This is a genomic window from Virgibacillus salinus (assembly GCF_900102415.1).
Classification (GTDB): Bacteria; Bacillota; Bacilli; order Bacillales; family Amphibacillaceae; genus Lentibacillus; species Lentibacillus subterraneus.
In genome coordinates this window covers 572,864-597,074 of sequence record NZ_FNKD01000003.1, presented here as the reverse complement: position 1 = coordinate 597,074, position 24,211 = coordinate 572,864, and the positions used below count along the sequence as shown (strand labels likewise).

Genomic DNA, 24,211 nt, shown 5'->3' with positions numbered 1-24,211 from the left:
ACAATCCATTTTGCATATTTCAAATGTGTTCCAATGGTATTGAAAAACAATTACTCTTTCATCAGGTAATAAAGTTCATCTTTAAATAATACTGAATTATTTGGTCCAAAGTGGGACATTTAGGGACAGGTCCCTTGTCCCGCTTTTTAACTATCTACACAATTTCTATCGTTACAAAAAAGGTGACCATCAATACAGCAAGAATCAGAAATATGATAAGTGTCTGCTTCATTGTTGACCTCCTCACCAAAAGGACATTTGTTAATATGTGTTACCCATTTTTTACTCCATTCAATCTTAGAACCTCTTCACATCCGTCCTGACCGGATAATTGTTATCACCATCAGCACAAACATGAGGGCGGCGATGACTGCACCGATTTCGATGATTGGCAGGTTCCAGATGATGGTGTCCTGTCCGACAATTGCTAGGCCGATGATTAGGCTGCCCATTAAAATACTGAAGGCAAGCATCAGAACGCTGAACGACAGCCTGTTACTGATCTTGTCCACCCTGCGCATGATTTGGTCGCCGCGTTTCACGTTAATATCCAGCCCGATTTTGCCCTTCTTTACAACGTCCATTACTTCCTTCAAATCACTTGGCAATTCGGAAATAATACCGATGTCTTCATTGATCTCTTCCAATGAATTTCGGATAATTTCCTTTGGACGGTAACGCTGCCACATCAGTTTTTGTGCAAAAGGTTCCGCTGCCCGCATTAGGCTGAATTCCGGATCGAGCCGTTGTAAAACTCCCTCAAGCGTCAGGATCACCTTGCTGATCAGCGCCAGCTCTGTTGGTATTTTTATGTAGTTGTGATACGACACATTCAATATTTCCAAGATAACCCTGCCTAGGCTTAGCTCTTTCATTTTGATATTTTCATAGCGTACATGCAGGTCTTCCAGGTCATGCCGCAATGCCTCTGTGTCTGTCTCCTCACTGATAATGTCCATTTTGGAAAAAGTTTTGATCATCGATTTTGTATTGCCTTGGTGAAGGTTCACAAGGAGCGATGCAAAGTACTGTCGCGTCTTTTTGTTAATCATTCCGGTTTCCCCGAAATCAAAAAATACAATCGAATTCTTTGGCAGCACATAAATATTGCCAGCGTGTGGATCAGCATGAAAAAAGCCATTCTCGAAAAGCTGCCGGAGCATTGTATCTGCAAGCCGCCGGGCAATTTTTACCCGGTCATAGCCATTGGCATCCAGTTCTTCAATCTTGGAAATTTTGATGCCTTCGATTTTTTCCATCGTCAATACACGTTTGGTCGAAAAATCCCAATAAACGTCCGGGACTTTTATAAACGCATCGTCCTCAAACTGCTTGGAGATCCGCCCAGCACCAAGGCCTTCCATTAAGTAATCCAGCTCATTTTTCAATGAGGTGGAGAGTTCATCAATGATGTCACAGAGACGATATCGTTTTGCCCAGACAGTACGTTCCTCCAGTATACGCCCAAATCCCTGTAAAATTTCCAAATCCGTTTCAATCTTGGACTTCAGTCCCGGCCGCTGCACCTTAATCACGACATCCTCACCACTAAGAAGCCTGGCTGTGTGTACTTGTCCAATTGAGGCTGTTGCAAGCGGGTCGGAATCGACGTGTGCAAACAGATTGTCGAGCTCATCTTCAAGCTCTGATTCTATTGTAGAACGCACATGTTCGAACGGAATTACCAGTGCATGATCCTGAAGCTTTTCCAATTCTTCTATTATTTCCGGTGGCAGTGCATCATGGCGGGTACTGGCAATCTGACCGAGCTTAATAAACGAAGGCCCCAGATCCTGCAATGCATGACGCAGCCGCTTCCCAACATTTTTCATGTTTCGATCAATCTCTTCAGCGCCCTGTCCTGCCGCCAGTCCTCGATCTGCCAGGCCAACCCGGAACAGGAAATGGCTGAATCCATTTTTCATAAGTACATTAATAATTTCGCGATAGCGCTTTGTATGTCTGATTCGTTGCCCGAGCAAATTAATCAGCTCCTGTTTCATCTAATTTTGCATTACTACATATTCCTCTTTTACGATACAGCTAAACGAGACCACGCACAACAATTCTGCCATTTATATCAGTTATCCTATGAAAATTACGACTGAATCATGTCAGATTTGAATCAGAATGTTCATGTGATTAACTGGTGCTGTTGAATAAATTAGATGAAGTGAAATTCTGGCAAGGGGACCCGGAACAAAAACGTATAGGAGGATAATATCAGTAGCTAAAATTCTCATGTATTGTGCTTGTTTCAAAAAGGTAAAAGGATAGTAATCGCGCAACCACATGAGGTACTTCTGAATGCAGCGGTTCAGCAAACAAATATGCAGTTCAGAGTGTAGAACCCAATAGCAAAAACTGATTAGTTAACGTTCTTTCTGCTGCGTTTTTCCAAATTTCTTACTGTTTCACTTTTTTCGACATACTTGTGATCCTTATATGTGCCAAGTGTTTTATCAACTGTTGTATGTGTGACACCATACCAATAATTCTCATTTTTGAAATGGTGCCAAAGGTGTGTTTTTTTAATGGTTCTTCCTAATTGTGTACGTGGCTTAATTGGCTTATGAGCAACATAATGCTTCCATTCATAATAAAGAAAATATCCCATAACTCCCGCCAGAAAAGCTATTGTAAGCTGCAAATTTTGCGTAATCAGATAGAAAACGGATGAGCTAATGACAAAGTTAGGGATACTGAACCAAAGTGGCAGAAACAGCAAACGCAAATCACTGGGGTCAACATGGTGATCATAATGTAATCTCTTAATCATTTTTAATAAGAAAGGATTCTTAGGTGTTTTGATATGAAATAAATACCGGTGAATCATATACTCACTCAGTGCATATCCAATCATACCAACCACAATTGCAATCCAAGTTCCATAATACAATAAATCAATTGATGTATAAATGACAACCGGGATAAACAACACAAGCATAATGGTTACATCAGGAAATGTAAAAAACTCTTTTAAATACTTTTTCAAGAAACCCACTCTCCTTTTTAGAAAACCTTAGTTGCACTTATGCAGTAAGAAACGATCTATATTTTCCTAACTGTTAATAATTTTCCTTTTCACCCTGCACACCTAACGAAAGATGACTTTTCCATAAAGCATAACTTTTTCCCATCATCGACCGGGAAATATCTTCTGCTTGCTTATAATCCCCTTTAAGTGCTGCTGCCATAAGCTTTTTATAGTAATTGGACGAAGCTTCGCGGCAAAATGAATAGGAAAAATAGCGCATAGCCATCTTTGTATAAGCACCATCGAAACTGTTTAATGTTAATAGAAAAATTGGATTTTCCGCCAGATCAGCTAGCCCCTTCTGCAATTTCCAGTCATATTCCGCATAATCTTTCGCCTTGTCTTGCAAGCCATCCATTTGAGAAAGCAAACCAACTACTTTTGGGTGGTGTTTCCTGACAGCTTCTTTAACATATTGTGCAGTAATACCAATACGAAACTCCAAAAAGTAAAGTACAAATTCATCTGGAATCTCATCAAGGGACTGGATAATATCAACGATAGTATGCACATTCCCTTGTTTCCAAAAATCGTTTATTGTCGCTGGCATCCCCTTCCTTAATGTCAGCCAGCCAGAGCGACTCAACTTCTGCAGTACTTCTCTGATTGTTGGTCTGCCTACATGAAAAACAGCTGCAAGTTCTCTTTCTGGCTGCATCGAACTATTAACTGGATATTCCCCTTGAAGAATTTTAATGATAAGGTTTTTTTCAATTTCCTTTGAAGATCTGATTGTGTTTCAACCCCTTTGGTATTTCCATTAATTACTTTGGTATTACCAATTATAATACACCAATAATTTTATGAATTCAATAAAAATTCAGATAAATAAATTTGAAATAAAAAAATCCATTTTGAAAGTGATTAATCAAAATGGATACAAATTTTTTTATAAGAAAACTTAGCTTCGCCAAGCTTTTTTATAATCTCTTTTAAAAAGATCCATGAAAATAACATTATGCCAAGAGCCTTCCCGATAAAATTGTTCTATTAATTCTCCTTCTTCATAAAATCCAAGTTTTAGATATAATCTAATTTCCCCTTCATTGAAGGAAAATACTCTTAAATACACTTTGTGCAAATTCAACTCATTAAATGCAAAATCCAATAGTAGACGAAACGATTCCTGTCCAAAACCTTTACCCCGATAATTTTTATCCCCGATGCTTATGCATTGGAAGCTCCCTTTTCTGCTTGTTATTCAATTCTCGATCCTATAATAGAAATAGTTTATATAGAATATCAAAAATTTCTAATCTTCCAAAGTCTGCATTAAATCGTAGAAATATGTTGCATCCCCTTTATCAAAGTAGTTATACCATGCCTCAAGGGTATCCTTAGAAAAGACCTCTAAATCTTCTATTATTAGTTTAGCAAAAAGCAACCCTCCTGCTGAACTGGCAGTAATCAAATTTCCATCCTTAATTGCTTTTACATCCCTATAATATGGCTCTCCTTTATAGCTTGGACAAACCATCTTGAGATACTCAAGGCTATTGCTAGTGTGTACCCATTTATCCAACAATTCGACCCCGGCAAGTGCAGTTGTTGCCCCACAAATTGCAGCGACCGTTGCCCCACATTCTAATAATTCTGTTGCCTTTTCAATAATTGGTATATGTATAGAATCATCCCAAGTATCTGCCCCCGGCAACAATAAAAGTGCTGATGAATCAATAATGATTTCATCAACGGTTATATCAGGTTTAACTGTCATACCTCCTTTTGTTATTATACATTCTTCTGTAGAGCAAACAGTTTTTACAGAAACAGAGTCACTTTGCTTTTTAAAGTATTGACCCGAATTAAGCTCAGCCGTCACATATCCAAGTTCCCAGTCGGATAACGTATCCAGTACGTAATTATAAACGGTAATCATGTCAGCAGCACCTCCATAATTTATTCAAAAGGATAGATCTCTCTAGAGATAATGCGGAATGTTTTATTTTCAGTGCACCATCATAATAAAAAAAATATTGTTAGTATCCCTTATGAATATGCGATACTAGCACTGTTCCTTATTAGAGAAAGGCGTCAGACTAATGAAGATCGACACCTTAACTCCACTAAAGAACCGCTTTTCCAGCGGATTAACTAGTCCTTAGCATTTTTTTCATACAGATAAAGGATATTATCGGTTGGGACGCTTGGATGCCCCAATTGGCGAATCATGGCTGTCAGATTACCACGATGATACGTCCCGTGATTGACAACATGCTGGACCAAATTAGAAAGTTGTGTTTCCAAACGACCATAATGTGGATGTTCAAGTTCCATAGGTCTGTCGAGATCATTTTCGCTGTTAAGAAAATCTTTGTAGCGTTCAGAAAGTTCTGTAAACATGACTTCCAGGTCCTCAAGATTTTTACCTTTCGTTGCTTCAGCTGCTTTAACGCCGGAAGCCTGAACTTGATCAAAATTGTCTTCTTGTATAACACCGAGCCAAACGGTATCAGTGATGTAAATGTGGGAGAGCGTTTCTGCAATTGAAGGAAAAACACTTTCAATTTCCTGTGAATATATTTCTTCAGGTAGCTCTTTTAAATGTCCGAAAAATTTGTTGTTTGCCCAAACGTGATAATCATACAGCTGTAATGCTTGATGTTTCATTTGAAAATCCTCCTTGTTTATTCACTTTTCACTGGGAATGTGACAATCATAAAACAATACCCCTGACAAATGCTGTCAGGGGATGTTATCATTTTACAAAAAGTTACTAATTGCCGTATTGTCTTTTACTATCCCGTTCGCAAAAAGCCATTCCATTTGAAGTGGCTATTCAATAATTAACGATGGCACTTCATTTATTTTTTAGACTTCATCGCCTTCACCTTCTTAATTTGATCCTGTTGTTTAAGCTCTTGATATTTCTCCGTTTCAACTGGAATCATTTCAGCGTTGCCGTATGTATCAAAGTAAATTCCCCCAGCCAAAACGTTTCGGTAGAGAAGAAGCTCGCATACAAGCACGACTTTTCTCTAAAAAAAGTACCTTTTCCCCGTGACGGTTTTCTTCTGGAATTCCTTTGTGTATCATATGTACCTCAAATTGTAACTCATCTTGCGTATAGTAGCCCGGGTTCTCATGAAGCAGCGCATATTCAATTTCAGAGATTGTCCTCTTTTCTCGATTAGATACAGGTATTTTACTTGCCTGAACAGGACTATCATCAGAAATTAATATAAATGTACTGTAATAATTCATGGTATCCACCTCCATTTACTTTAAAAAGTGACTCGGAATCCTACTTACCTCTCAACTCCGTCAAGGTACTCATTTGTTTCATAATAGTTTGCAAGTTGTCGTGCCTTTTCTGCCATCTTATTCCTTAACGCCTGTGGTTCCAATACTTGAATACCTGTTCCAAACGAAAGAAGGAACGCAGGCAATTTATTTTCCATCCGTTCAACATTGATTTTGAAATGTGCCTCTTCATCTCCTCGTTCCATCAGGCAATGGTGCATATTTTGGCACAGATAATCCATAACCTCAGGTATCCCCCGAACATGGATCATAGTAGCTGGCTCTTTTGCTTCCCATTCAAAGCTCCACTGATTTTGTAAATACTTGCTCGCCGAAAAATCGGACGGTCGCTCAAAAAATAAACCAGAATATGACAGGTAGCTGATTCGATCTATACGAAACGTACGCAGCTCTTGTCTCAAATGACAGAAGGCGACCACATACCAATAATTTTGTCGGTACACCAACCCATATGGATCAATCCGACGTTCAACTGGTCCTTCTCCCTTCCGTTTATCATAGAACATATCAATGGTTTGCCCCTCTGCCACGGTTTGTTCAAGTTGCTTAAGCCAACGGTGCATCAATTCATCATGTTGTGAAAACATGACATCCAAACCACTCATATGGCGGTCCAAATAGGCCTTCTGTTTGTAGTTCAAATTCTGTTGGATTTTTTCAAGGGCATGGCTTAAATCCTTTTCATACGGATACCCTGCTCCCCGTGCAAATGAGGCGGCGTGAAAAAGACTTTTCAATTCATTAAGATTAAAAAACAGCGGTGCTTCCCGAAAACTTTTCGGCAAATGATAGCCCCCGTCATGTCCTGGGTCTGCTACAATGGGCACCCCGCTTGCACAAAGTGCGTCAATATAGCGATAAACCGTCCGAACACTAATTTCCAATCTCTCAGAAAGTTGTTCCGCCGTCATACTGTTTCTTGATCTTAACAGCCAAACGATAGCTAGCATATTGTCCCATTTTGCCAAGCAAATTTCCTCCTTTAAAGCTGATAATCTCCTAGTTCCAACTTACACAATTAATTGGAGCTTTATTTATTTACTGTGAAAAAATTTATTTTTCAGACCTTAAGTTTGTCGTTTACTCAGTCATGGGTGTTTACTCAACAATCTGCCCCATAGAATCAGTGTTTCTTCGTTTATAATTATTATCTCCGCAAAATCTTCTCCATCGCTTTTCCCTTTGCTAACTCATCGATCAGCTTATCCAAATAGCGAATTTCCTGCATAGTTGGTTCTTCGATGTCTTCCACTCGGACACCGCAGATCACACCTTTGATCAAAGCCCGTGAAGAATTCAGTTGGGGAGCTTCCGCAAAGAAGGTCTCAAAGTCTGCCTGTTTTTCCAGTTGCGCTTGTAACTCTTCCTGGCTATACCCTGTCAACCAACGGATGATTTCATCAACTTCTGTTTTTGTACGTCCTTTTTTCTCTGCCTTCGTAACATAATGGGGATAGACACTTGCGACACTCATTGTAAAGATCTTATGTTTGGCCATGATACCCCCCTCCTGTTCATGTATTTTTGATTACTTGTTTTTCAATTATATCATTTAAAAGTTATTTTGATATCTCATGGTAGCTATCTTTTTAATAATTTTGTGTAAACACATTAATTCTTGTAGAAGTTAGTATCTTTCCAACAAGTGTTTCGAGATTGTAATCGGCTACCTAAACCCGAGTAAGCTTATCCGGGTTCCGTACGACATAGATAATACTTGCAAACTTTCCGTGCCGGAGTTGTACACATATAGCGGCTACAGTTTCATCACCAGAACGGAGTACTATACTGGTCTCACCATTCAAAGAAGTAATTTCATAGTGAAGACTTTCCTGATAAAAGGGAGCCATCCCTTCAAGCGCAGCAGCCAGGAATCGAGCTACGAGATCACGCTTTTGTACTGGATGCCTGAATGCTTTTACTTTTCCTCCTCCGTCAGTGACGAGCATGACGTCTTCAGTCAGCAGAGACAGTATATGATCCACGTCACCTTGTTCAAGGGAAGTGAGGAACCGGTTAACCCATTCCAATTCTATCGCTTCGGTCGCAACTGTCTCTTCCTCTGATATTCCCATCTTGTTTCTCGCCCGGCTCATCAGCTTGCGGCAATTCGCCTCTCTCTTGCCGAGCAGTTCGGCTATTTCGGGATAATCGAATCCCAGCGCTTCACGCAAGACGAAAACTACCCGTTCTGTAGGTGTCAGCCTCTCCAACATTACGAGCGTGGCGTAAGACAGCAAATCGCGGCGGACAACCATCATCTCAAGTGTATCCGATTCTTGCGTCCGAATTGGTTCGGGGAGCCACGGACCGACATATGCTTCCCTCCTCTTTCGTGCTGACTTCTGCAGATTGAGACAGCGATTGGTCACCATTTTACACAAATACGCTTTTGGCTCCTCTAAACGTTCGACATGTGCATTGTACGCTTTAAAAAATACGTCCTGTACCGCATCCTCCGCGTCTGCAACAGACCCTGTCAACTGATATGCCAGCGTAAACAGCAGCGCTTTATATTGGTCGTATAGTTCTTCCATCTCACTGTCCCTCCTTTCTTGAATGTTATAAATATTGCATCCTGGTCTCTTGTTTCTATCGAAGGTAACTGGCTTTATCCTCTACCAGCTTCTTGATCTTCCCTGGAGTCTTTCCTGTCATCACCATATCAATTCCCCATTTACGTATCCAAAACACCCCTTTTTGACCCAGACCAATATTATAGACATCCATATTGGATTTCGATGCTTTGTGAACCGGTGCAAGTTGACCCTCCAAATCGGCACTCACAATCTTCCCCAGTCGAATCCCTTGTAATCCAGCTTCAAAGCACGTCTTCTGTTCCGCCTTATCGGTTTTCGGATCGACGATTCTCGCACAGTCGCCAATGCTGTATACCTCCGGCGCCCCTTGGACACGATAACATTCATCTACCAGTACCTGACCATCAGGTGTAAGCGGTAAGCCCATACCGCTCAGGGCTGGATTCGGTATCAGACCAATCATCCATATCAATAGGCCAACTTTCAGTGAATCTCCATTATTTAGCGTCACCTCTCCTGTTTCCTCCCGCATCGCCTTACGATTGTGAAGTACGGTCACTCCACATTTGTTGAGCTCCTGATCCAACTTCCTCCTAAATTTCTCCGACACTTCTGAGAGCAGTCGTTCATGTGAATTCAGTAAATATACGGAGATATTGGACGAATTCAGCCCTAGCGCAGCTGCTTCCTTCTGCATAGAGAGTGCCAGCTCTGCAGACGTCTCGATGCCACTGATACCCGCTCCAGCAACCGCGATTGTCATTAGACGCTTTTGTTCTTCAGGATTCGTCTCTTCAGCAGCCTTTCGTAAATTGACATGCCAGCGCTCCCGGATGGCTGCCGCGGATTGTTGATCAGTCAAGACGATCCCACCTTGGTCGGTATCTGGTCGCCGAACGGTGCTACCAACAGCCACGACTAAAAGGTCATAATGAATTTGGGCATCATTTCCTTGCACATCCACATATTGAACCCACTTTTTTTCACTATCCACAGATCTAACTGTACCTTGCACAAATTCAAATTCTCCTAAAACTAAATCATTCCAAGGAATCATAATTTCTTCCTCGACCGTAGTTGGCCGAAATAACCTCAATTTGCGCAGATGACCCGGCTGCTTGTCGACCAGCACAAACCGAATCCGCCGTCCGTTTGCCATGCCCCGGGTTGTCTCCTGTATTTGTTTGAGTGCTTTAAGCCCTGCATAACCGCCTCCGATAATTATACATGTCAAGTCGTCCATTATTCCTCAGCTCCTTTTTAGGTTTCATACATATAACAATGTAAGACTCTGATTTGTGACATCGGAAACGAACAAATGCGAAATTTAATAAAAATCCTTTACTATTATCACACCATTTAGTTGAATAAAACTTCTGTAATTATTCCTTATTTAAAAAAAATAGCTTATCGAACTTCGATAAGCCAATTCCATAAATATTTTGCTATTTTGATAATGCGATTTTTATATGGGCTAAGTGGTGCTCTTCGTGCCAAGCTAATTTTGCAACTTTTGCTGCAACTTGTATTTCACCGTTTTTCGGGTGAGTAAAAGCTCGATCTACTTGGTCTTCCGTTAAACTATACCCTAAAGATACGATGCGCTCATTTATACCCTCTAGCATTTTAATAGAACTTTCTACGGGTAGCTCTGTATCGGGTTGAATAGCCCACTTTTCTTGATCAAAAGCTAGTACTGTTGGATTCTCATCTGTTAAAGCCAGCTTCAAACGTTGATACATGTTCAACTGAGAATCTGCAATGTGATGAACAAGTTGACGAACTGTCCAGCTACCATCACGATATTTTCTGCTTAATTCCTCATCACTTAATGTGTCAACAGTTTCTCTTAATCGAATCGTGTAAGTTTCGATCTCCTTTAGCCATTCTTGAATATTTCCTAATGTTACCTTTTTTGGAACTTGTAATTCCCCAATTGGAAATCTTACATCCATGTTTAATCTCCTTTCCCTATTCATTATTTTTTTACTTATTGATTATTACTAGAATACTTCATAATCCTATTCGTGAAAATAAGGGCTAACCCCTTTTTTATTTCTGATTTCTTCTCAGCATTTGTTGTAAATATTCTTCTGATTTTCCTTTAGGGATACTGAGAGTTTCCCAATTCTCATCTTTTATTTGTTTACCAATATAAACGATTTGCCCTATATGGTAGGCATAGTGTGCCATTTGCCTTTCAATTGCCTCTAATACCGTATGACTTTCACCACGAATGACCACACTTTTCAATAAATCCTGACCCTTTAATCCATTTAATGTTTCAAAAAGAGTGTTCCAACCCTTTTCCCAAACTGCTATCAATTCCTGTTTTGGTGGTATATCATTCTCAAATTCTTGATCACGATTCCTGTATGACTTTTCTCCATCCGATGTTAAAAAATCAGACCATCTGGACACCATATTTCCACTTAAATGTTTAGCTATAACAGCGACACTATTTGAAGCATCATTGAAATTCCAGTGAATTTCGTCGTTTGACAATTGACTTATTGTCTTATCCCCGAGGTCTTTGATACTTTTAAACCTTTCTTGAACAACTTTTAAATACTCATTTCCAAGACTCATCATTGACCCTCCCAGTCAGTATTCCGGCCTTCTGTTGCTTAATTAAAATGATACAACTTAAAGGCAACAGCACTTATTTAAGTACCGTGCACAATTCTTGAATATCATTTTTCTATTACATAGTATCGTTGTACTGCTTGATTTTCCAAGATAATCCCTCCTACGTTATCTAACAATTATTATTACATGGCGATTTTATAATACGCTTATCAAAATCTTAAAAAACTATTAAGATTTATCTGTTACCAGTATGGTTGCACTACGCAATAAATAGATATGTTGTATTTTCATCGTACTTAATCAACATTAACGCCCTATACAAAATAGACGCGTTATGAGATAAACGCGCCAGTTTGTTGCCCTGTACCAAAAATACAACTATTTACGAGTGATGCTTCTTGAATGACAACATGAACCTGGAACTTCAGTGTAATCGTAAGCGTCATGGAGACGCCACCATTCATACGGGGGAGATTGCGGCCAGCCTTCGGGCGATTTTTCCCAAGTTTCTTGTCTGCCAAATGGTGTTAGGTCAAGGTAGTTAAAAGGACTAAAAAGTGTATCGAGACCTCGTAAATACGTAGAATACGTGTGAAAGACACGGTCTCCATCACGCAGAAAAACACTCAATCCCTGGTGTTGAAGCTGTGCACCATCCTTTGATGTAGCCTCAAAATCGTAATTAAATTCGCTTTCAAAAGAAGAAAACCACGGTATCCCCCAACCCATACGTTCTTTAAAAGGTTCGATTTTGCTCAAAGGTGCCTGGGACACCAAAACTAAAGAAGTACCACGAGCATACAGATGAGAAAGGTGTCCCATGCTATCAACAATCATGGAGCAACCCTCGCAACCCTCATCCCAAGTCGGATCAAACATAAAGTGATAGACAATAAGCTGGCGACACTCCTTAAATAAATCAAGTAAACTTACTTCGCCATTTGGTCCTTCAAAAATATAATTTTTGTCGATTTCAACCATGGGCATCCTGCGACGCTCAGCACTCAATTCATCCTGCTTACGAGTAATCTCCTTCTCCTTTGTTAATAACTTCTGACGAGCCGCAAGCCAGTCATCATGCGTGACAATCTCGGGAAGATTTACGCTAATATCCTCACTCATAATATATACTCCTTTCTGTTTGCTTATCATAATTACTTCATTTCGTTTGTCTTAAAATCCTTTTTTCTTAACAAAATGACCCTTATATAAAATTTAGACGCAGGCACTTATCCCTGATTTGCGCACGTTTGTATGGGTTTGAAAATTAAATCAATTATATTCTCCACCTCAAAAAGAAAACCACCGCTAATTTAGTCGGTGATTTTCTTGCATGGTCCGGATTATTTTAATTCCTTTGATAAATAATCTTCTAATTGATTGAAGGTTCCTGAAAATCCTTCATGAACCATAACTTGTGATTCTCCAAAGGTCTTCAGTTCCTCTTCAGTTGCTGATGCAGCAGGAGCTACTATTGCTGTAAGGGTTGTTTTACCCCCATTTTCAGTGAACGTCAGTGTATTCAATGTTTCCAATGGCCAGTTTTCGTTAAAAGGTGCACGCACAATATTTCCATCCTCATCAGAAAAATAACTAGTGTAAACGACTCTCTCTGGTGTAATCATTTCATTGTATACAAATTTAACCCACATTACATCGCCATCAGCAGGGTTCTGGCTGTAATGAAAGACACCTCCCGGACGAAAATCTGCTTTTGCAACATGAAACGTCCACTCTTTCGGCCCCCACCAGTTCTGTAGATGCTCTGATTCTGTAAATGACCTAAACACTAGTTCACGTGTAGCATTGAAAGTATGGGTTATTTCAACTTGGGTTATCATTTTGGTCCCTCCAGTAATTTTATTAATTATCTTTCTTTTTGATTTCACTCTTTTGTATTTCCTGCAAATATCGGTAATTAAACCATACCTTTCTCTTGTTTTAAGTAAAAAAGGAGCAGTTTCTTACTCCAGGAATGCACCTGTTAACACATTCATTTATAGACGGATTAAACTTATTACCCCCTTATGTTTTCTTAAGTCTATCACATACTATTGCGAAGAATTTCTTCTCGATTGCTCAATAATCTGGACCTATTGCTGCAGATTAGGGTTCTTATTTTTGATTACATAAGAAACATTAGCAATACTGCTGCTATCTACCTTTAAAATAATGATAAAGTTGATTCAAGATATTTATTCTTTTATATTAAAATAAGATGCTAGATTCATAATGAAAGGGGCAGGATTATGAAGCAAGCAAAGGATTTATTAAGCAATTTAAAGTCATTGGCCGGTCCGTTACCGGATTTTCATCCAAACGAGATAACGAACAACCCATCAGATTTGTTTTTGCAATGGCTAAACGTAGCCATTGATGAAGGTGTTCGCGAACCTCATGCAATGACACTATCCACATCAAAAATAATTAAGTTTAAATGGTCCATCTATGACAATACTAATTACCTTCATGTCCTCTACACTTAACAGAAGATAAAAAATTTTTTTCAACAAAATTATGTACATTAAAATCTAGATTTATATAGGATAAATTGATATCAAAATCATTAATTGTTTCTTGTATTAAATTCTAACATCTTTCCATCTCCATTAAGTAACTCTTGTACTTCTCGTTTCACAATGAGAAATTTTTTGAAGGGGGATCGGAACAATCTATTGTAAGAGAGGTTAAAGTCCTATATATTAACCTCTCTCACCAGATTGCTCTACAAAAACTGGTTCGGCATAAACTATATATCTTTTAGGAGCGCTTCCTATATAGCTAAATGGATAACAAGTAGTTAACGTAAGTATTTCATTAGGTGCTGTCGAACGGATCACTGTACGATCATCTGCATCTACAATTTCCGTATATTTAATTTCATACTTATACTCTCCGTCAAGCATTTCAACAACTATATAATCGCCAATAACAAGATCACCTATATTCTGAAACACTGTGTTTCGGTGACCTGAAAGAACAATTTGATTATTTTGCATCGGGAAAGAAGAACCGATAAAATGCCCGACCCCTTGTTTAAGTTCTTGCTCCCCCGTACCTTCTATTATTGGAAGCTCCGCCTTTATGCTAGGTATGTGTAAAACACCAAAAATTTCTCCTTTTTCAAATTGATAGGATTGAGGAGTTGCCTTTTTAGTAATCACTTGTGCTGAGCTAGATACCACTTTCGATTTTGCAATTTCATGTGCTTTATCCTGTGAAATTTTACTGTCTACCATTAGCCACGATCCGTATAGCAAGAAAATCCCACCTAAAGTAGATAGAATGGATACAATCACAATTATGCTGACCTTCTTTTTCTTTACTGGCATAACATTTTCCAACTCCTATTATGATATTTACATAATTAACTGTGAACTAATAATTAACTAATCCCCTCCTAAAGGTAGGAGGGGAAACTAAAATTTTTAAGCTCTTCCTCTTTTTTTCTGATAAACGACCAAAGCAATAGCTAGAAGGCTGAATAACAATCCAAGCATTAGGAAGTTCATAGCATTTGATGCAGTATTTGGTAGTTTTTTCCCAGTTACTCCACTATCATTAATAGTAGAGCCTTCGTTAGATGTGGTTTCTTCTACAGATTCTTCAAAGACAGTATATGTGCTGAAATGATTAACTGTGGCGGTTACATTTCCATCTTTGTAAGTTCCACCGATTTTTTCCCACTCATTTGTTTCTTCATTAAGGAAGTAAATTGCTAGATTATTCGTATCCTTGACCAATTCTTGATCTACTGGGAAACGGAGTGTAATTGGTTGGTCAAATTGACTGACAACTTCATTCCCCTGGGTAATACTAAAGTCAAATACAGCGCTAAGAGCACCATTAACAGCTTCCAATTTATCCAAGTTTATTTTTGTGACTTTTGAGTTTTGTAATACGTTAGACGGTACGGAAAGTTCAACCTCACTATGATTAAGCTGGATGGTTGCTTTACGTTGTAACAATTCATCCATTTCTTCTTGACTAAATTGAATAGTTGAGTTCTCTTTATTAGACATTTTTTCCAAGTTGACGGTTAATAATCCTTCGTTTGCAAGTAAATCAATTACATTCATTGGAAGTGTTGCCGTATTCTTCGTAATGTTTGGATCAACAGTAATATGATTTTTTAGAGAAACATCGTCTCCCTTAGATTTCTCTTTTTCATTCTTACTTTTTGGTTCTGTTGTTGCTTCAACGGACTTAGATGCAGTTGAATCTTCCGAAAATACGCCTCCCCCAATTCTGATTTTGTGTGTGGTTGAAGGTTCTAAATTATCCAGCGTAAATTGCTGTTCTCCGTCCACCTTAATTCTACAAGGTGAAACAGCGCCTACTGGAAAACATTCACTCCATTTTGAATCAAGGGATACGTACATATAAAGAATTCCGCCTGGAACGTTTGTGTTATTCGCAGTCCAACTTATCGTAATCGATTGATCTGTACTTTCCTTAATTTCAACATCTAAACGCTTTATATACTCCTCCGTTGTTCCTAAATATTCCTCACCGTAATCGTAATAATAAAAGGTATACCCTTTTTGTGCTTCTTGCTCTGCTTCACTTAACTGTTCAAATTTTGCTTTTTGATCTTTCGCATATGCAAGTGATATTGATTCTGTTTCTTCCAACCTATCCAAATAGTCAGGGGAAATTTCAATTGTTTTTACTTCCAGATCGGTTCTAGGATTGGATTTAGGAAAGGACTTATGTAATAATTCATTCATTTTATTGGTTAAATCGAACTTCATATAAAATGCAAGCAATAATTTTTTGGCTGTCAAAACTTGGTCCTCGCTTGCCTTAATGGTGTCACTTAACTCCGATTGAATAAAAATAGAATGAAAAACGACATTCCCATCTTTATCTTTGTATACTCGAAGTAGTGAATCATTTTGGTAATCTTCGTCTACCAAGGTTAGTTTGTCATATGTCTTCAGTTCTTCTGCCTGCAAGCTATTCACCGGAAAAATGAAAAACACCACCAAAATAGCAAAGATTATAAATTTCAATTTTTTCATTACGTTTCCTCCTGCAATAATTATTCTAAATAATAAAATGGTAATTCAAGAATACTTTTCCTATCCTCTTATTATTTCGGCAAACTTTAATTTTTTTTAACAAGTAATAATTTTTTAGTCTTAACAAAAAAAAGACCCAAAAATAAAATGTCTGACACATTATCGCCAGGCACTTATTTGGGTCTTGCTTCTTTAATAAAACTAAATCGTGCAACTACCTTACTGTTCAAGACAAGCCCTCGTTAGTGTAGACTTTATTCTTGTTTGGTTCCCTTCGTATTATTTACAACATTCATAATAACTAAAACTATAAGCTTTATTTACATGTGCTAAATTTGAACACAAAAAAGACTGTCTAACAGTCTCCCATATTAAAAATAAGCACCCGTCTCTTATACATAATAGATTATGATAGTTAATACATTTAGTATTATAAATATACTGCCAATACAGTGTCATATACACCTTAAGCGGAAGAATTGAAATCAAGATACTTACTTCCTTAACCCGTTTTCAACAACATACTATTTAAGGCAACCAATCTTATTTATCACTTAAACACAAGCTCTCATATATATTAAATATATGCTCATTATCCACTCCCTCCTAATAGCCCTTTATTTCATTGGGATAAGATGTTTTAGGTCGAAACATGAAAAACAGCAATTAACATAAATGATTTTAGGTTTAAATGCTCTTCTCAAATGGAATAAACCCGAGATAGCAATTTTAATAACAATATCGGTAACAGGAGGTCAACAATGAGATATGGTGGAATAGGCTTGGTTATGTTGGCAGCTATACTTTGGGGCATCACCGGAGGAATCGCTGAAATATTAATGAACAAAGGTTGGAACCCTACAGTTATTTCATTTTATCGTGGAGCCATAGGGCTTATATGTATCTTTTCATGGTTTCTTTTCCGGGCAAAACAAAATTGGCCTAGCTCTTCATCTGTGTACGTATGGTCTACCCTGGCAGGAGTTGGTTTAGCTGGAAATTTCACCTTTTATTTTCTGAGTATTGAAGCGTCTAGCATAGCTATCGCAGCTACATTAATGTACACTGCACCAGTGTTTGTACTATTAATTTCGTTTCTCCTAAGATTAGAGCGCTCCACTTGGTTAAAATGGGGATGTATCGTTGTAATACTATTGGGAACCTTCTTACTTACAGGTGCTTATAAGTCTGGCTCATCATCTGTCAACCTACTAGGCGCTGCTACAGGACTCGGTTCTGGTTTTTCGTATGCTTTGTTTATTTTCAGTTTTAAAAATGCCTCTAATTTTGGTAAGCCACAGTCAATATTAACCATCGCTTTTTTTGCATTTTCCTTGATACTTTTACTGTTTATCGACCACCATGAAGCACTTTCTGTCATAACTTCGGGTGATGTAGGATGGTTTCTCCTGTTAGGTCTCGTCGGAGCCGGGGTATCGTTTGTTTTGTATATAGTCGGTATCAAATGGACTACACCTTCAACTGCTTCGATGATCGCTATGATAGAGCCTGTTACAGCTTCCTTGTTTGGCGTATTGGTTCTTAAAGATAGTTTGACTTTTGTTCAACTTATTGGCATGCTCATTATTTTAGCCACTATCACTATCTTAAGTGTTAGACAATCTAACTAAAAAGCCTTCAGTCAATAGACAGTTTGTGATAAATGGTTTTATTTCACCTGCCTCTTTAGTTTGTGAAAAGGTGTTTAATTTTTTTCGAAAATTACTCCAATCCCAGCACCTGTTGAACACATTACCTAAAAGCTGCTACTTCGCTTAGTAAATTCTTTCAAAAATTATTTGTTGCACAGTTTGAGTCTAATACGTAATACAAGAGTTACTCTACGTCCCAGTATATAAAGAAAAGCAACCATTTATTCAATGATTACGCCCGTTTGTAGCACAGTTTAAATTGATATTCAATATCAATACCATATATAGGCCTGACCGCTTCTTCGTCGTTTATTGTATTTTTTTGCCTGCTTTTCAAACTTTTTAATTAATTATTGACGATCCATATCATCCCTCGACCTCCTGTTCATTCTGGACATTTTTATATAGCGAAAAACAGTGTATTTTAGTTGAGGATTCACATCTCTTTATTTATTCTATTGTGAACTTTTTTCATGCGTTTTACGTAAGTCGAGTAAGTCCCAGATTGCTTTGACGACTTCGTCTGGACAATCTGTATGAATCGTAGCATGACCAGCATTTTCGAGTATACGATGCTCCCCACGTGGAACTGAATTGGCTAATTTGGTATAAATCGTATTTTTTACATTATTGAATGGATCAGTAGTCTCGCGCAGGAATGATTTACTCGTGATCTGAGTCGTAAATGGGTCGACTCCCATCGCTGTATAGACGATCAACGGGATATCCGGCATATCTCCTCCTTTACGTACTTCGTTATAGAGTTCGCTGTTCAAGTTCTTCTTCTCCGTAATCGTTTTCGATAATGTCCTGAGATGATAGTCAATCAACGGTTCACGTATCGAATCCGGCCACGTGGCAAACATCTGATCAAATAACCCGCGAAAGGATCGCTTGTAAGTTAGGAGTGTCCGAACGATCGCAAAACTCTGCTGAGGTAAATAGCGTTTCTTTAGCTTTGGTGTATGGGGGAGAAAGTCTTCGTGAGGCGGTTCTAACAGAAGCATTCCGGCTACCTCATCTGGAAACCTTTGAGCATACCGGCGTGCGTAAATTCCACCCAACGAGTGACCGACGAATAGATAGGGAGCTGGTACTCCGGCGGTATATAAAAGACTCCGCAATTCATCAGTGACCTCGAGGGCACTTCGAGGCAGCTTAACCTGATCGCTCCAGCCCGTTCCCGCTCGATCATAGATCATTGATGTTGTACGTTGACTAATTTGATTGTGAATATTCAGATAATCAAGACCGACCATGCCGGCTGCCGGTAAAAATACTACTGCTGGACTCCCGGTCCCAGCGTGGTCGAGTAACAAGTGTCGTTCTTCCACATTGTAAAAACGTCCAATCGGCGCATCACCTTGGTGTTTATTTGTATAATCTCTCATGGTAATATCAAGACCTCCAATCAGTAATTTTTATTTATAAAAGATTTTCCTGAGTTCATTAAGGTAACCATCAAGTTCTGCAAGAATATTGTCATAATCTAATTCAGTAATTTCTGAGCTTCTAATATCCTCTAATATCTGATTGGTAAAACCAATATTCGACCAAAAAATTAGCTGCTTGCTTCTTTCAACGTCAAGCCCTTCCCTGAATTTAGATTCATCAACTTTATCAAACATAGTTTCTTGGCAAAATAAAAGTTTCTCATTAACTCTTCCTTCCAGCTCCTTATTGATTTCATCAGACTTCGTAGTAGCAGTAATTTTAATAAATTCGAAAATCCAAGGATGCTTTTGCAGCAACTCAATCTGAAGAAGATATGATTGACGCAACTTTTCAAAAATATCTTGTTCGTCAAAATTCATTAAATCAAGATACTCTTTATTAATCATGTCAGTGCAATAATCATAAAGGAATAGAAAAAGGTTTTTTTTGCTATTTACATAGTGGAACATTAACCCCTTTGAAATCCCGGACTCTTTTGCAATAACATTTGTCGAGGCATCGTCAAACCCCTTCGTTGCAAATTCCTTTAATGCTGCATTTAAAATAACATCTTTTCTTTTGGGTTCCAGATTCAAAACTTTTGGAAGCATGATAACCACCTTCATTTAAATTATTTACCTTTAAGGTCAATATTATTATAATTTAATTTACCTATCAGGTCAATAGTTTTCGCAAAAATTAACACATTATTTTCTAGGAGTGAGCAAAAGTTTGAATGATTTATTAGTTTTACTACCTTAACCGGAGCATAAAAAAGACATACCGAAGAAAGTATGCCTAAGTAAAGCTTGATTCAAATACTTTTAGAGTTCTCATATTAACTGCTCTATAGTTAAACGAAAATACGGTTCCCTTATTTAAGGAAATAGTGTTACTTTAAGTACCTCACTTCACAATTTTGCAATTTTTGCACCTGAGACAGCCTACTTTCAAATCTTGGCTCATTTTTAGCTTTAGATGGGTGTTCCAAGGTTCGACAAGCGCACACCATAAAAAAAACAATATAGTTTGAATTTCTTTAATTGAGGGTGAGAATAAACTCTTCAACATCCTTACCACGCGCGTTTGCATACCCACTGTCTTCACCCGAAATGATGAACCCACATCTTTTTAAAACCTTTATGGATCCAATATTGTCTTTTGCAGCACGAGCATAAAGTGGACGAATTGTTACCTGTTTCAGAAATTCCCGTAAAGCTTTGGTTGCGATTCCCTTACCCCAGTATTCCTTTCCAATCCAATAGGTTACTTCTGGTTCTCCAAACTGCTCGAAGTGTACTACATGGCCAACGACGGTGTTCTCAACAATGATCGTTTGCTTAATAATATTCTTATTCGTAAGTATTTTGTTCCAGTGTTCAGCGAAGCTATTCCCATCATTAGGGTCTTTACTTGTAAAGGCAGCCATTTGGTTTGCCTCACTATCCTGCTGATGCTTAAAAAAAATAGGAAGGTCATCCTCAATCACATTTCGAAGCACTAAATCGCTCATTAAACTCCCCCTCTGTCGTTTACTTTATTTTAGTAAACATGTGTTCCTGTCACAATATATTTTTATCGTGTAAAATCTTCTTGATATGCTACTATTAATCGTTTCCTTGTTCAATTACATGGCCCGATTGTTGAAAAACTACCACCGATAAATAAAACATCTTTACTTTTAAAGTAAATTTTTTCATTAACGAATGCGTAATATTTGTCTACTATGCAACAAAATGGCTTGCATTAATAGGCCTTAGTATTGTAACTGTTACGACATTTATGTTTACACAGTTATCACTTGAAACGTCATTCGCCTATTTTACCACTATCTATGCCCTTCGCATGTTTGGTCTGTCCTTTGCCCTAATGCCGGTAATGACATCCGAGTTGAACCAGAAACACCCGCCACAAATGAGGTAATCGCCCAGTAAGCACAAGTTGTCGGATTTGAATGGGCGTTTATGGGCAGTACTGTCCTAGCATTCGCCGCCTTTATATTGGCACTGTTTCTTCATCCGCCAAAAAAAGAAAAAGAGATTGTGCGGCAAATTCACTGGGAAGATGCGAGTATGAGGTAATAACTATTTACAAGTGCCTGTCGCCTGGAACGATTTGGATCGTTTCAGGTGATAGGCACTGTTTTTGGTAAAAATTTTAACCTTGCAAAGGAGTCTAACCCCATTTCTCATCTTTAAAATAAAAACTTTACAAAAATTCATTAGCTGATTTCGGCCATTAAAATGTACCACTTTTGTCACGTTTTTTACCAGCGATTGTCGCAATTATTATCAATGGTAACATCAAGGAAGTGCGGATTTACATAGTTAATCGATTTGGAAGATAATAGGGGCTAAATTATCAGTGTTTTAATGAGCTATTAGTCTTCCTCAATTCGATAATAGCGCCTGTTAGCTTAACAAAGAATCTAATACAAATGGTATGATAATTAGCAATATAGAATTCAAAGCATGACGATTAGATCGATGTGGTTCGGTTTGGGGAGAATGATTGAAGGTTGTACAAAGAGGACCACCTATATGGGAATGATCATCTGATAAACGATTTCCTCACGTTTATCGTTTTTTAGTTCAGTTACACCTCAGATAGCAAATGACTGAACGAGGTATTTTTCAATAAATTCAGCCAGACCATCCTGTTCATGATGACCGGTTGTAACATCTGCGGCTGTTTTCACTTCTTGGTCAGCATTCGCCATTGCGGCGCTGATTCCGGCATAACGCAGCATTTGAATATCGTTCGGACCGTCACCGATGGCTGCTGTTTCTTCCGAATTAATGCCAAACGCTCTAATAAGCACTTGAATGGCAGCCCATTTGGAAACACCGGGGGCAACTATCTCAAACCCGTCTTTCCAGTCAATGACATCCGCTGCATCACTAAATAAATGTGACATATGCGAACCATGGCAGCCTGTCCTGACACTGTATTTCAGCACGTTCCGGTAATCTACATGCCGCAAGTCGCCGATATACCTTGGCGGAACCTTACCTTCCCTGGTCCACTCGTCAACCTCCTTGCACGTCTTGTTGCAATAGAGACCGTCGGTTGTGTGCACAATGATATTGCACGGAATTTCATTGGTTACACGATGAAAATGCGCCTCATCCAGCACAACCGGATTCATCTGGGCAACCCTTCCCGTGAATCCATCATGAATGGAGGCACCATTCAGGCAGATCATCGGTGCTTTCAAGCCAAGCAGACTATGGTATGGTGCTGTGATCTCATATTGACGCCCTGTCGCCAGAAAAACTTTAACACCCTGATTTGTCAATCTGTTGATCGTTTCCGCATTGCGTTGTGAAATCTCATTTGATGACGTCAGCAATGTTCCATCCATATCAATGAACAATGCACGTATATTCATTTTTTTCCTCCCTCCTATTTCACATCAAACATATCACCTAAATGTAAAGTGTACATTAACTGTGTGTAATGATTTGATGAAGAATTGAGGGAGGAGTGTGATATGATATAAACCATCGATGCTTGTAGTACGGATTGTGGTGCTAAACCTTGGCAGGTGGTTCTTCCGACTGCAAACATACACCCTGTATTTTTAGTATATTATCGATAAATGAAAGCTAAAGCCTTTGAGGATTTCTGTACTCCTTCTCATAACCCCGGTATGATCAAAAGAGATACTTCTCCTTCTCCAAAGACAACATATTATTTCTTTTACTCATGAGCGCAACAACCATAGAAGCAGGAGACTCAGGCTCAATGAATTACCAACTAAAAAAACATCAAAACGATGGTCTATACTATTAGGTATGGAAGTTGAATCTGCGGAGGTTTATATGTTTAGAAATGACACTAATTCTACAACAATGTATTTTTTTAGTTGTCCTGATGGTAAGGATTGCAAAGCAGCATGAGTTTAGATCAGGGTAAGTCCGTACTTTTAATACCTTTAATTTTGCTGAAAAATATACAGAATTAGAAGTAGTAATCATTTAAACCGAAAAAGGTAGCAAGCGCAGAACCCTAAAGGAACATTTACTTTTACTAAATAACCTTTAACTTCAACCCAGCGGTTTATATGGGTGCTACCCTTATTAAAGGAAGGCGCCCTTTCTGGAATAAAGTTATTATCATTTATTGTCTTATATCAAAGTTCCTGATATAAGCCAATCCTATTTCCATAAGGATCTTCAAAAGAACACCAAGCTGCTGGCACACCTGCCCTGGTATTAACACTTTCTATCTCTGTGCTCAAAACTTCCATAAGCCGTTCTCTTTCATTCTCAATATCTTTTACGCCTAACCTCAACGGACCATTTCCATTTGTCGGTTCACCTTTAGCAACCTGAAGCCAAGTGTTGGGAACGATCTCCCACTCTGCAAAATCCCCGTGTGGTATGAAGTCAGGTTGTCTGTTAAAAAGCTTTTCATACCACTTTATTCCTACTTCATAATCAGCTATTCTTACTTGAAATGTTACACCAGTATTCTTCTCCAATTGCAAATTCCTCCCTATGACATTAAAATGCTCTAATATAATACTACTACGACAGACTCCCAGCTGGACCTTTATATGCTCCTTTGATTACATTTGCTGACACATTCTAAAAGACAACTAAATTGAAATACTCGGCCCTTTTTCATCATACCACCGGAGCATTCTCCATTCTCCATCTGACTCTT

At 38.5% G+C, this 24,211-nt stretch carries 25 protein-coding genes; 2 read left to right on the top strand and 23 right to left on the bottom strand.

All coding sequences use genetic code 11. The annotated features are described in order from the left end of the window. Positions 1-308: 308 nt before the first annotated feature. The 16 genes from BLS02_RS14955 to BLS02_RS14885 form a co-directional block, all read right to left on the bottom strand. Positions 309-1,982 carry an ABC1 kinase family protein gene (locus tag BLS02_RS14955; protein ID WP_092493964.1) on the bottom strand — a complete coding sequence of 558 codons (1,674 nt, stop codon included), beginning with the start codon at positions 1,980-1,982 and terminating at the stop codon, positions 309-311. A 386-nt stretch (positions 1,983-2,368) separates the two neighbouring features. Further along, the gene (locus tag BLS02_RS14950) at positions 2,369-2,947 is read right to left on the bottom strand and encodes a sterol desaturase family protein (RefSeq protein ID WP_092493963.1); all 579 of its coding nucleotides are present in this window, start codon (positions 2,945-2,947) and stop codon (positions 2,369-2,371) included. A 121-nt stretch (positions 2,948-3,068) separates the two neighbouring features. Continuing rightward, positions 3,069-3,770, bottom strand: a complete 702-nt coding sequence (locus BLS02_RS14945) for a GntR family transcriptional regulator (RefSeq protein ID WP_092493820.1) — start codon at positions 3,768-3,770, stop codon at positions 3,069-3,071. 168 nt (positions 3,771-3,938) lie between these two features. Next, positions 3,939-4,202, bottom strand: a complete 264-nt coding sequence (locus BLS02_RS14940; RefSeq protein ID WP_302846751.1) for a GNAT family N-acetyltransferase — start codon at positions 4,200-4,202, stop codon at positions 3,939-3,941. A gap of 87 nt (positions 4,203-4,289) precedes the next feature. Next, positions 4,290-4,916 carry a DJ-1/PfpI family protein gene (locus BLS02_RS14935; protein WP_092493818.1) on the bottom strand — a complete coding sequence of 209 codons (627 nt, stop codon included), beginning with the start codon at positions 4,914-4,916 and terminating at the stop codon, positions 4,290-4,292. A gap of 215 nt (positions 4,917-5,131) precedes the next feature. Next, positions 5,132-5,647, bottom strand: coding sequence for a DinB family protein (locus BLS02_RS14930; RefSeq protein ID WP_092493817.1), 516 nt, complete (start codon positions 5,645-5,647; stop codon positions 5,132-5,134). A 194-nt stretch (positions 5,648-5,841) separates the two neighbouring features. Further along, positions 5,842-5,928 carry a hypothetical protein gene (locus BLS02_RS19445; RefSeq protein WP_368073026.1) on the bottom strand — a complete coding sequence of 29 codons (87 nt, stop codon included), beginning with the start codon at positions 5,926-5,928 and terminating at the stop codon, positions 5,842-5,844. A gap of 19 nt (positions 5,929-5,947) precedes the next feature. Further along, the gene (locus BLS02_RS14925; RefSeq protein WP_092493816.1) at positions 5,948-6,241 is read right to left on the bottom strand and encodes a DUF6157 family protein; all 294 of its coding nucleotides are present in this window, start codon (positions 6,239-6,241) and stop codon (positions 5,948-5,950) included. 44 nt (positions 6,242-6,285) lie between these two features. Further along, entirely contained in the window at positions 6,286-7,269 is a 984-nt protein-coding gene (locus tag BLS02_RS14920) for a helix-turn-helix transcriptional regulator (protein ID WP_092493815.1), read from the bottom strand. A gap of 179 nt (positions 7,270-7,448) precedes the next feature. Next, positions 7,449-7,799, bottom strand: a complete 351-nt coding sequence (locus BLS02_RS14915) for a DUF2200 domain-containing protein (RefSeq protein ID WP_092493814.1) — start codon at positions 7,797-7,799, stop codon at positions 7,449-7,451. Positions 7,800-7,971: 172 nt separating this feature from the next. After that, entirely contained in the window at positions 7,972-8,838 is an 867-nt protein-coding gene (sigJ, locus tag BLS02_RS14910) for an RNA polymerase sigma factor SigJ (protein ID WP_092493813.1), read from the bottom strand. A 55-nt stretch (positions 8,839-8,893) separates the two neighbouring features. Beyond that, entirely contained in the window at positions 8,894-10,084 is a 1,191-nt protein-coding gene (locus BLS02_RS14905; protein WP_092493812.1) for an NAD(P)/FAD-dependent oxidoreductase, read from the bottom strand. 202 nt (positions 10,085-10,286) lie between these two features. After that, positions 10,287-10,796, bottom strand: coding sequence for a YfiT family bacillithiol transferase (locus tag BLS02_RS14900; protein ID WP_092493811.1), 510 nt, complete (start codon positions 10,794-10,796; stop codon positions 10,287-10,289). A gap of 97 nt (positions 10,797-10,893) precedes the next feature. Next, complete coding sequence (locus BLS02_RS14895; protein ID WP_092493810.1) at positions 10,894-11,430, bottom strand: DUF1572 domain-containing protein; 537 nt, start codon at positions 11,428-11,430, stop codon at positions 10,894-10,896. A 378-nt stretch (positions 11,431-11,808) separates the two neighbouring features. Beyond that, positions 11,809-12,552, bottom strand: coding sequence for a DUF899 domain-containing protein (locus BLS02_RS14890; protein WP_092493809.1), 744 nt, complete (start codon positions 12,550-12,552; stop codon positions 11,809-11,811). A 221-nt stretch (positions 12,553-12,773) separates the two neighbouring features. Continuing rightward, entirely contained in the window at positions 12,774-13,271 is a 498-nt protein-coding gene (locus BLS02_RS14885; protein ID WP_092493808.1) for an SRPBCC domain-containing protein, read from the bottom strand. Between the two features lie 408 nt (positions 13,272-13,679). Here BLS02_RS14885 and BLS02_RS14880 point away from each other — a divergent pair, with 408 nt between their 5' ends. Continuing rightward, positions 13,680-13,916, top strand: a complete 237-nt coding sequence (locus tag BLS02_RS14880) for a hypothetical protein (RefSeq protein WP_092493807.1) — start codon at positions 13,680-13,682, stop codon at positions 13,914-13,916. Positions 13,917-14,132: 216 nt separating this feature from the next. On the opposite strand, the gene BLS02_RS14875 is transcribed toward BLS02_RS14880, so the two are convergent. Together BLS02_RS14875 and BLS02_RS14870 are read right to left on the bottom strand one after the other, a co-directional pair. Beyond that, entirely contained in the window at positions 14,133-14,762 is a 630-nt protein-coding gene (locus BLS02_RS14875) for a class D sortase (protein WP_092493806.1), read from the bottom strand. 96 nt (positions 14,763-14,858) lie between these two features. Further along, positions 14,859-16,454 (bottom strand): fibronectin type III domain-containing protein, encoded by a 1,596-nt coding sequence (locus BLS02_RS14870; protein WP_092493805.1) that lies wholly within the window; start codon positions 16,452-16,454, stop codon positions 14,859-14,861. A gap of 761 nt (positions 16,455-17,215) precedes the next feature. Between BLS02_RS14870 and BLS02_RS14865 the strand changes: the two genes are divergently transcribed. Beyond that, entirely contained in the window at positions 17,216-18,085 is an 870-nt protein-coding gene (locus BLS02_RS14865) for a DMT family transporter (RefSeq protein WP_092493804.1), read from the top strand. Positions 18,086-18,561: 476 nt separating this feature from the next. Here the strand turns inward: BLS02_RS14865 and BLS02_RS14860 are convergent, their stop codons facing one another. The 5 genes from BLS02_RS14860 to BLS02_RS14835 form a co-directional block, all read right to left on the bottom strand. Further along, on the bottom strand, positions 18,562-19,497 hold the full coding sequence (locus BLS02_RS14860; RefSeq protein WP_092493803.1) for an alpha/beta fold hydrolase: 936 nt from the start codon (positions 19,495-19,497) through the stop codon (positions 18,562-18,564). 30 nt (positions 19,498-19,527) lie between these two features. Next, positions 19,528-20,151: a TetR/AcrR family transcriptional regulator gene (locus BLS02_RS14855; RefSeq protein ID WP_217633973.1), complete on the bottom strand. Its 624-nt coding sequence runs from the start codon at positions 20,149-20,151 to the stop codon at positions 19,528-19,530. Positions 20,152-20,579: 428 nt separating this feature from the next. Next, entirely contained in the window at positions 20,580-21,053 is a 474-nt protein-coding gene (locus BLS02_RS14850; RefSeq protein ID WP_092493802.1) for a GNAT family N-acetyltransferase, read from the bottom strand. Between the two features lie 1,089 nt (positions 21,054-22,142). Then, positions 22,143-22,931, bottom strand: coding sequence for an HAD family hydrolase (locus BLS02_RS14840; RefSeq protein WP_092493801.1), 789 nt, complete (start codon positions 22,929-22,931; stop codon positions 22,143-22,145). Positions 22,932-23,675: 744 nt separating this feature from the next. Then, a complete protein-coding gene (locus tag BLS02_RS14835; protein WP_092493800.1) occupies positions 23,676-24,026 on the bottom strand; it encodes a VOC family protein in 351 nt (116 codons plus the stop codon). Between the last annotated feature and the right edge of the window lie 185 nt (positions 24,027-24,211).

Excerpts from the sequence above, each read along its gene's own strand:
- BLS02_RS14895 (WP_092493810.1), bottom strand. The coding sequence starts at position 11,430 with ATGAGTCTTGGAAATGAGTATTTAAAAGTTGTTCAAGAAAGGTTTAAA.
- sigJ (WP_092493813.1), bottom strand. The coding sequence starts at position 8,838 with ATGGAAGAACTATACGACCAATATAAAGCGCTGCTGTTTACGCTGGCA.
- BLS02_RS19445 (WP_368073026.1), bottom strand. The coding sequence starts at position 5,928 with ATGATTCCAGTTGAAACGGAGAAATATCAAGAGCTTAAACAACAGGAT.
- BLS02_RS14950 (WP_092493963.1), bottom strand. The coding sequence starts at position 2,947 with ATGCTTGTGTTGTTTATCCCGGTTGTCATTTATACATCAATTGATTTA.
- BLS02_RS14865 (WP_092493804.1), top strand. The coding sequence starts at position 17,216 with ATGAGATATGGTGGAATAGGCTTGGTTATGTTGGCAGCTATACTTTGG.
- BLS02_RS14930 (WP_092493817.1), bottom strand. The coding sequence starts at position 5,647 with ATGAAACATCAAGCATTACAGCTGTATGATTATCACGTTTGGGCAAAC.
- BLS02_RS14935 (WP_092493818.1), bottom strand. The coding sequence starts at position 4,916 with ATGATTACCGTTTATAATTACGTACTGGATACGTTATCCGACTGGGAA.
- BLS02_RS14900 (WP_092493811.1), bottom strand. The coding sequence starts at position 10,796 with ATGGATGTAAGATTTCCAATTGGGGAATTACAAGTTCCAAAAAAGGTA.
- BLS02_RS14890 (WP_092493809.1), bottom strand. The coding sequence starts at position 12,552 with ATGAGTGAGGATATTAGCGTAAATCTTCCCGAGATTGTCACGCATGAT.
- BLS02_RS14875 (WP_092493806.1), bottom strand. The coding sequence starts at position 14,762 with ATGCCAGTAAAGAAAAAGAAGGTCAGCATAATTGTGATTGTATCCATT.
- BLS02_RS14860 (WP_092493803.1), bottom strand. The coding sequence starts at position 19,497 with ATGAGAGATTATACAAATAAACACCAAGGTGATGCGCCGATTGGACGT.
- BLS02_RS14905 (WP_092493812.1), bottom strand. The coding sequence starts at position 10,084 with ATGGACGACTTGACATGTATAATTATCGGAGGCGGTTATGCAGGGCTT.
- BLS02_RS14885 (WP_092493808.1), bottom strand. The coding sequence starts at position 13,271 with ATGATAACCCAAGTTGAAATAACCCATACTTTCAATGCTACACGTGAA.
- BLS02_RS14850 (WP_092493802.1), bottom strand. The coding sequence starts at position 21,053 with ATGAGCGATTTAGTGCTTCGAAATGTGATTGAGGATGACCTTCCTATT.
- BLS02_RS14880 (WP_092493807.1), top strand. The coding sequence starts at position 13,680 with ATGAAGCAAGCAAAGGATTTATTAAGCAATTTAAAGTCATTGGCCGGT.
- BLS02_RS14855 (WP_217633973.1), bottom strand. The coding sequence starts at position 20,151 with ATGCTTCCAAAAGTTTTGAATCTGGAACCCAAAAGAAAAGATGTTATT.
- BLS02_RS14840 (WP_092493801.1), bottom strand. The coding sequence starts at position 22,931 with ATGAATATACGTGCATTGTTCATTGATATGGATGGAACATTGCTGACG.
- BLS02_RS14870 (WP_092493805.1), bottom strand. The coding sequence starts at position 16,454 with ATGAAAAAATTGAAATTTATAATCTTTGCTATTTTGGTGGTGTTTTTC.
- BLS02_RS14925 (WP_092493816.1), bottom strand. The coding sequence starts at position 6,241 with ATGAATTATTACAGTACATTTATATTAATTTCTGATGATAGTCCTGTT.
- BLS02_RS14915 (WP_092493814.1), bottom strand. The coding sequence starts at position 7,799 with ATGGCCAAACATAAGATCTTTACAATGAGTGTCGCAAGTGTCTATCCC.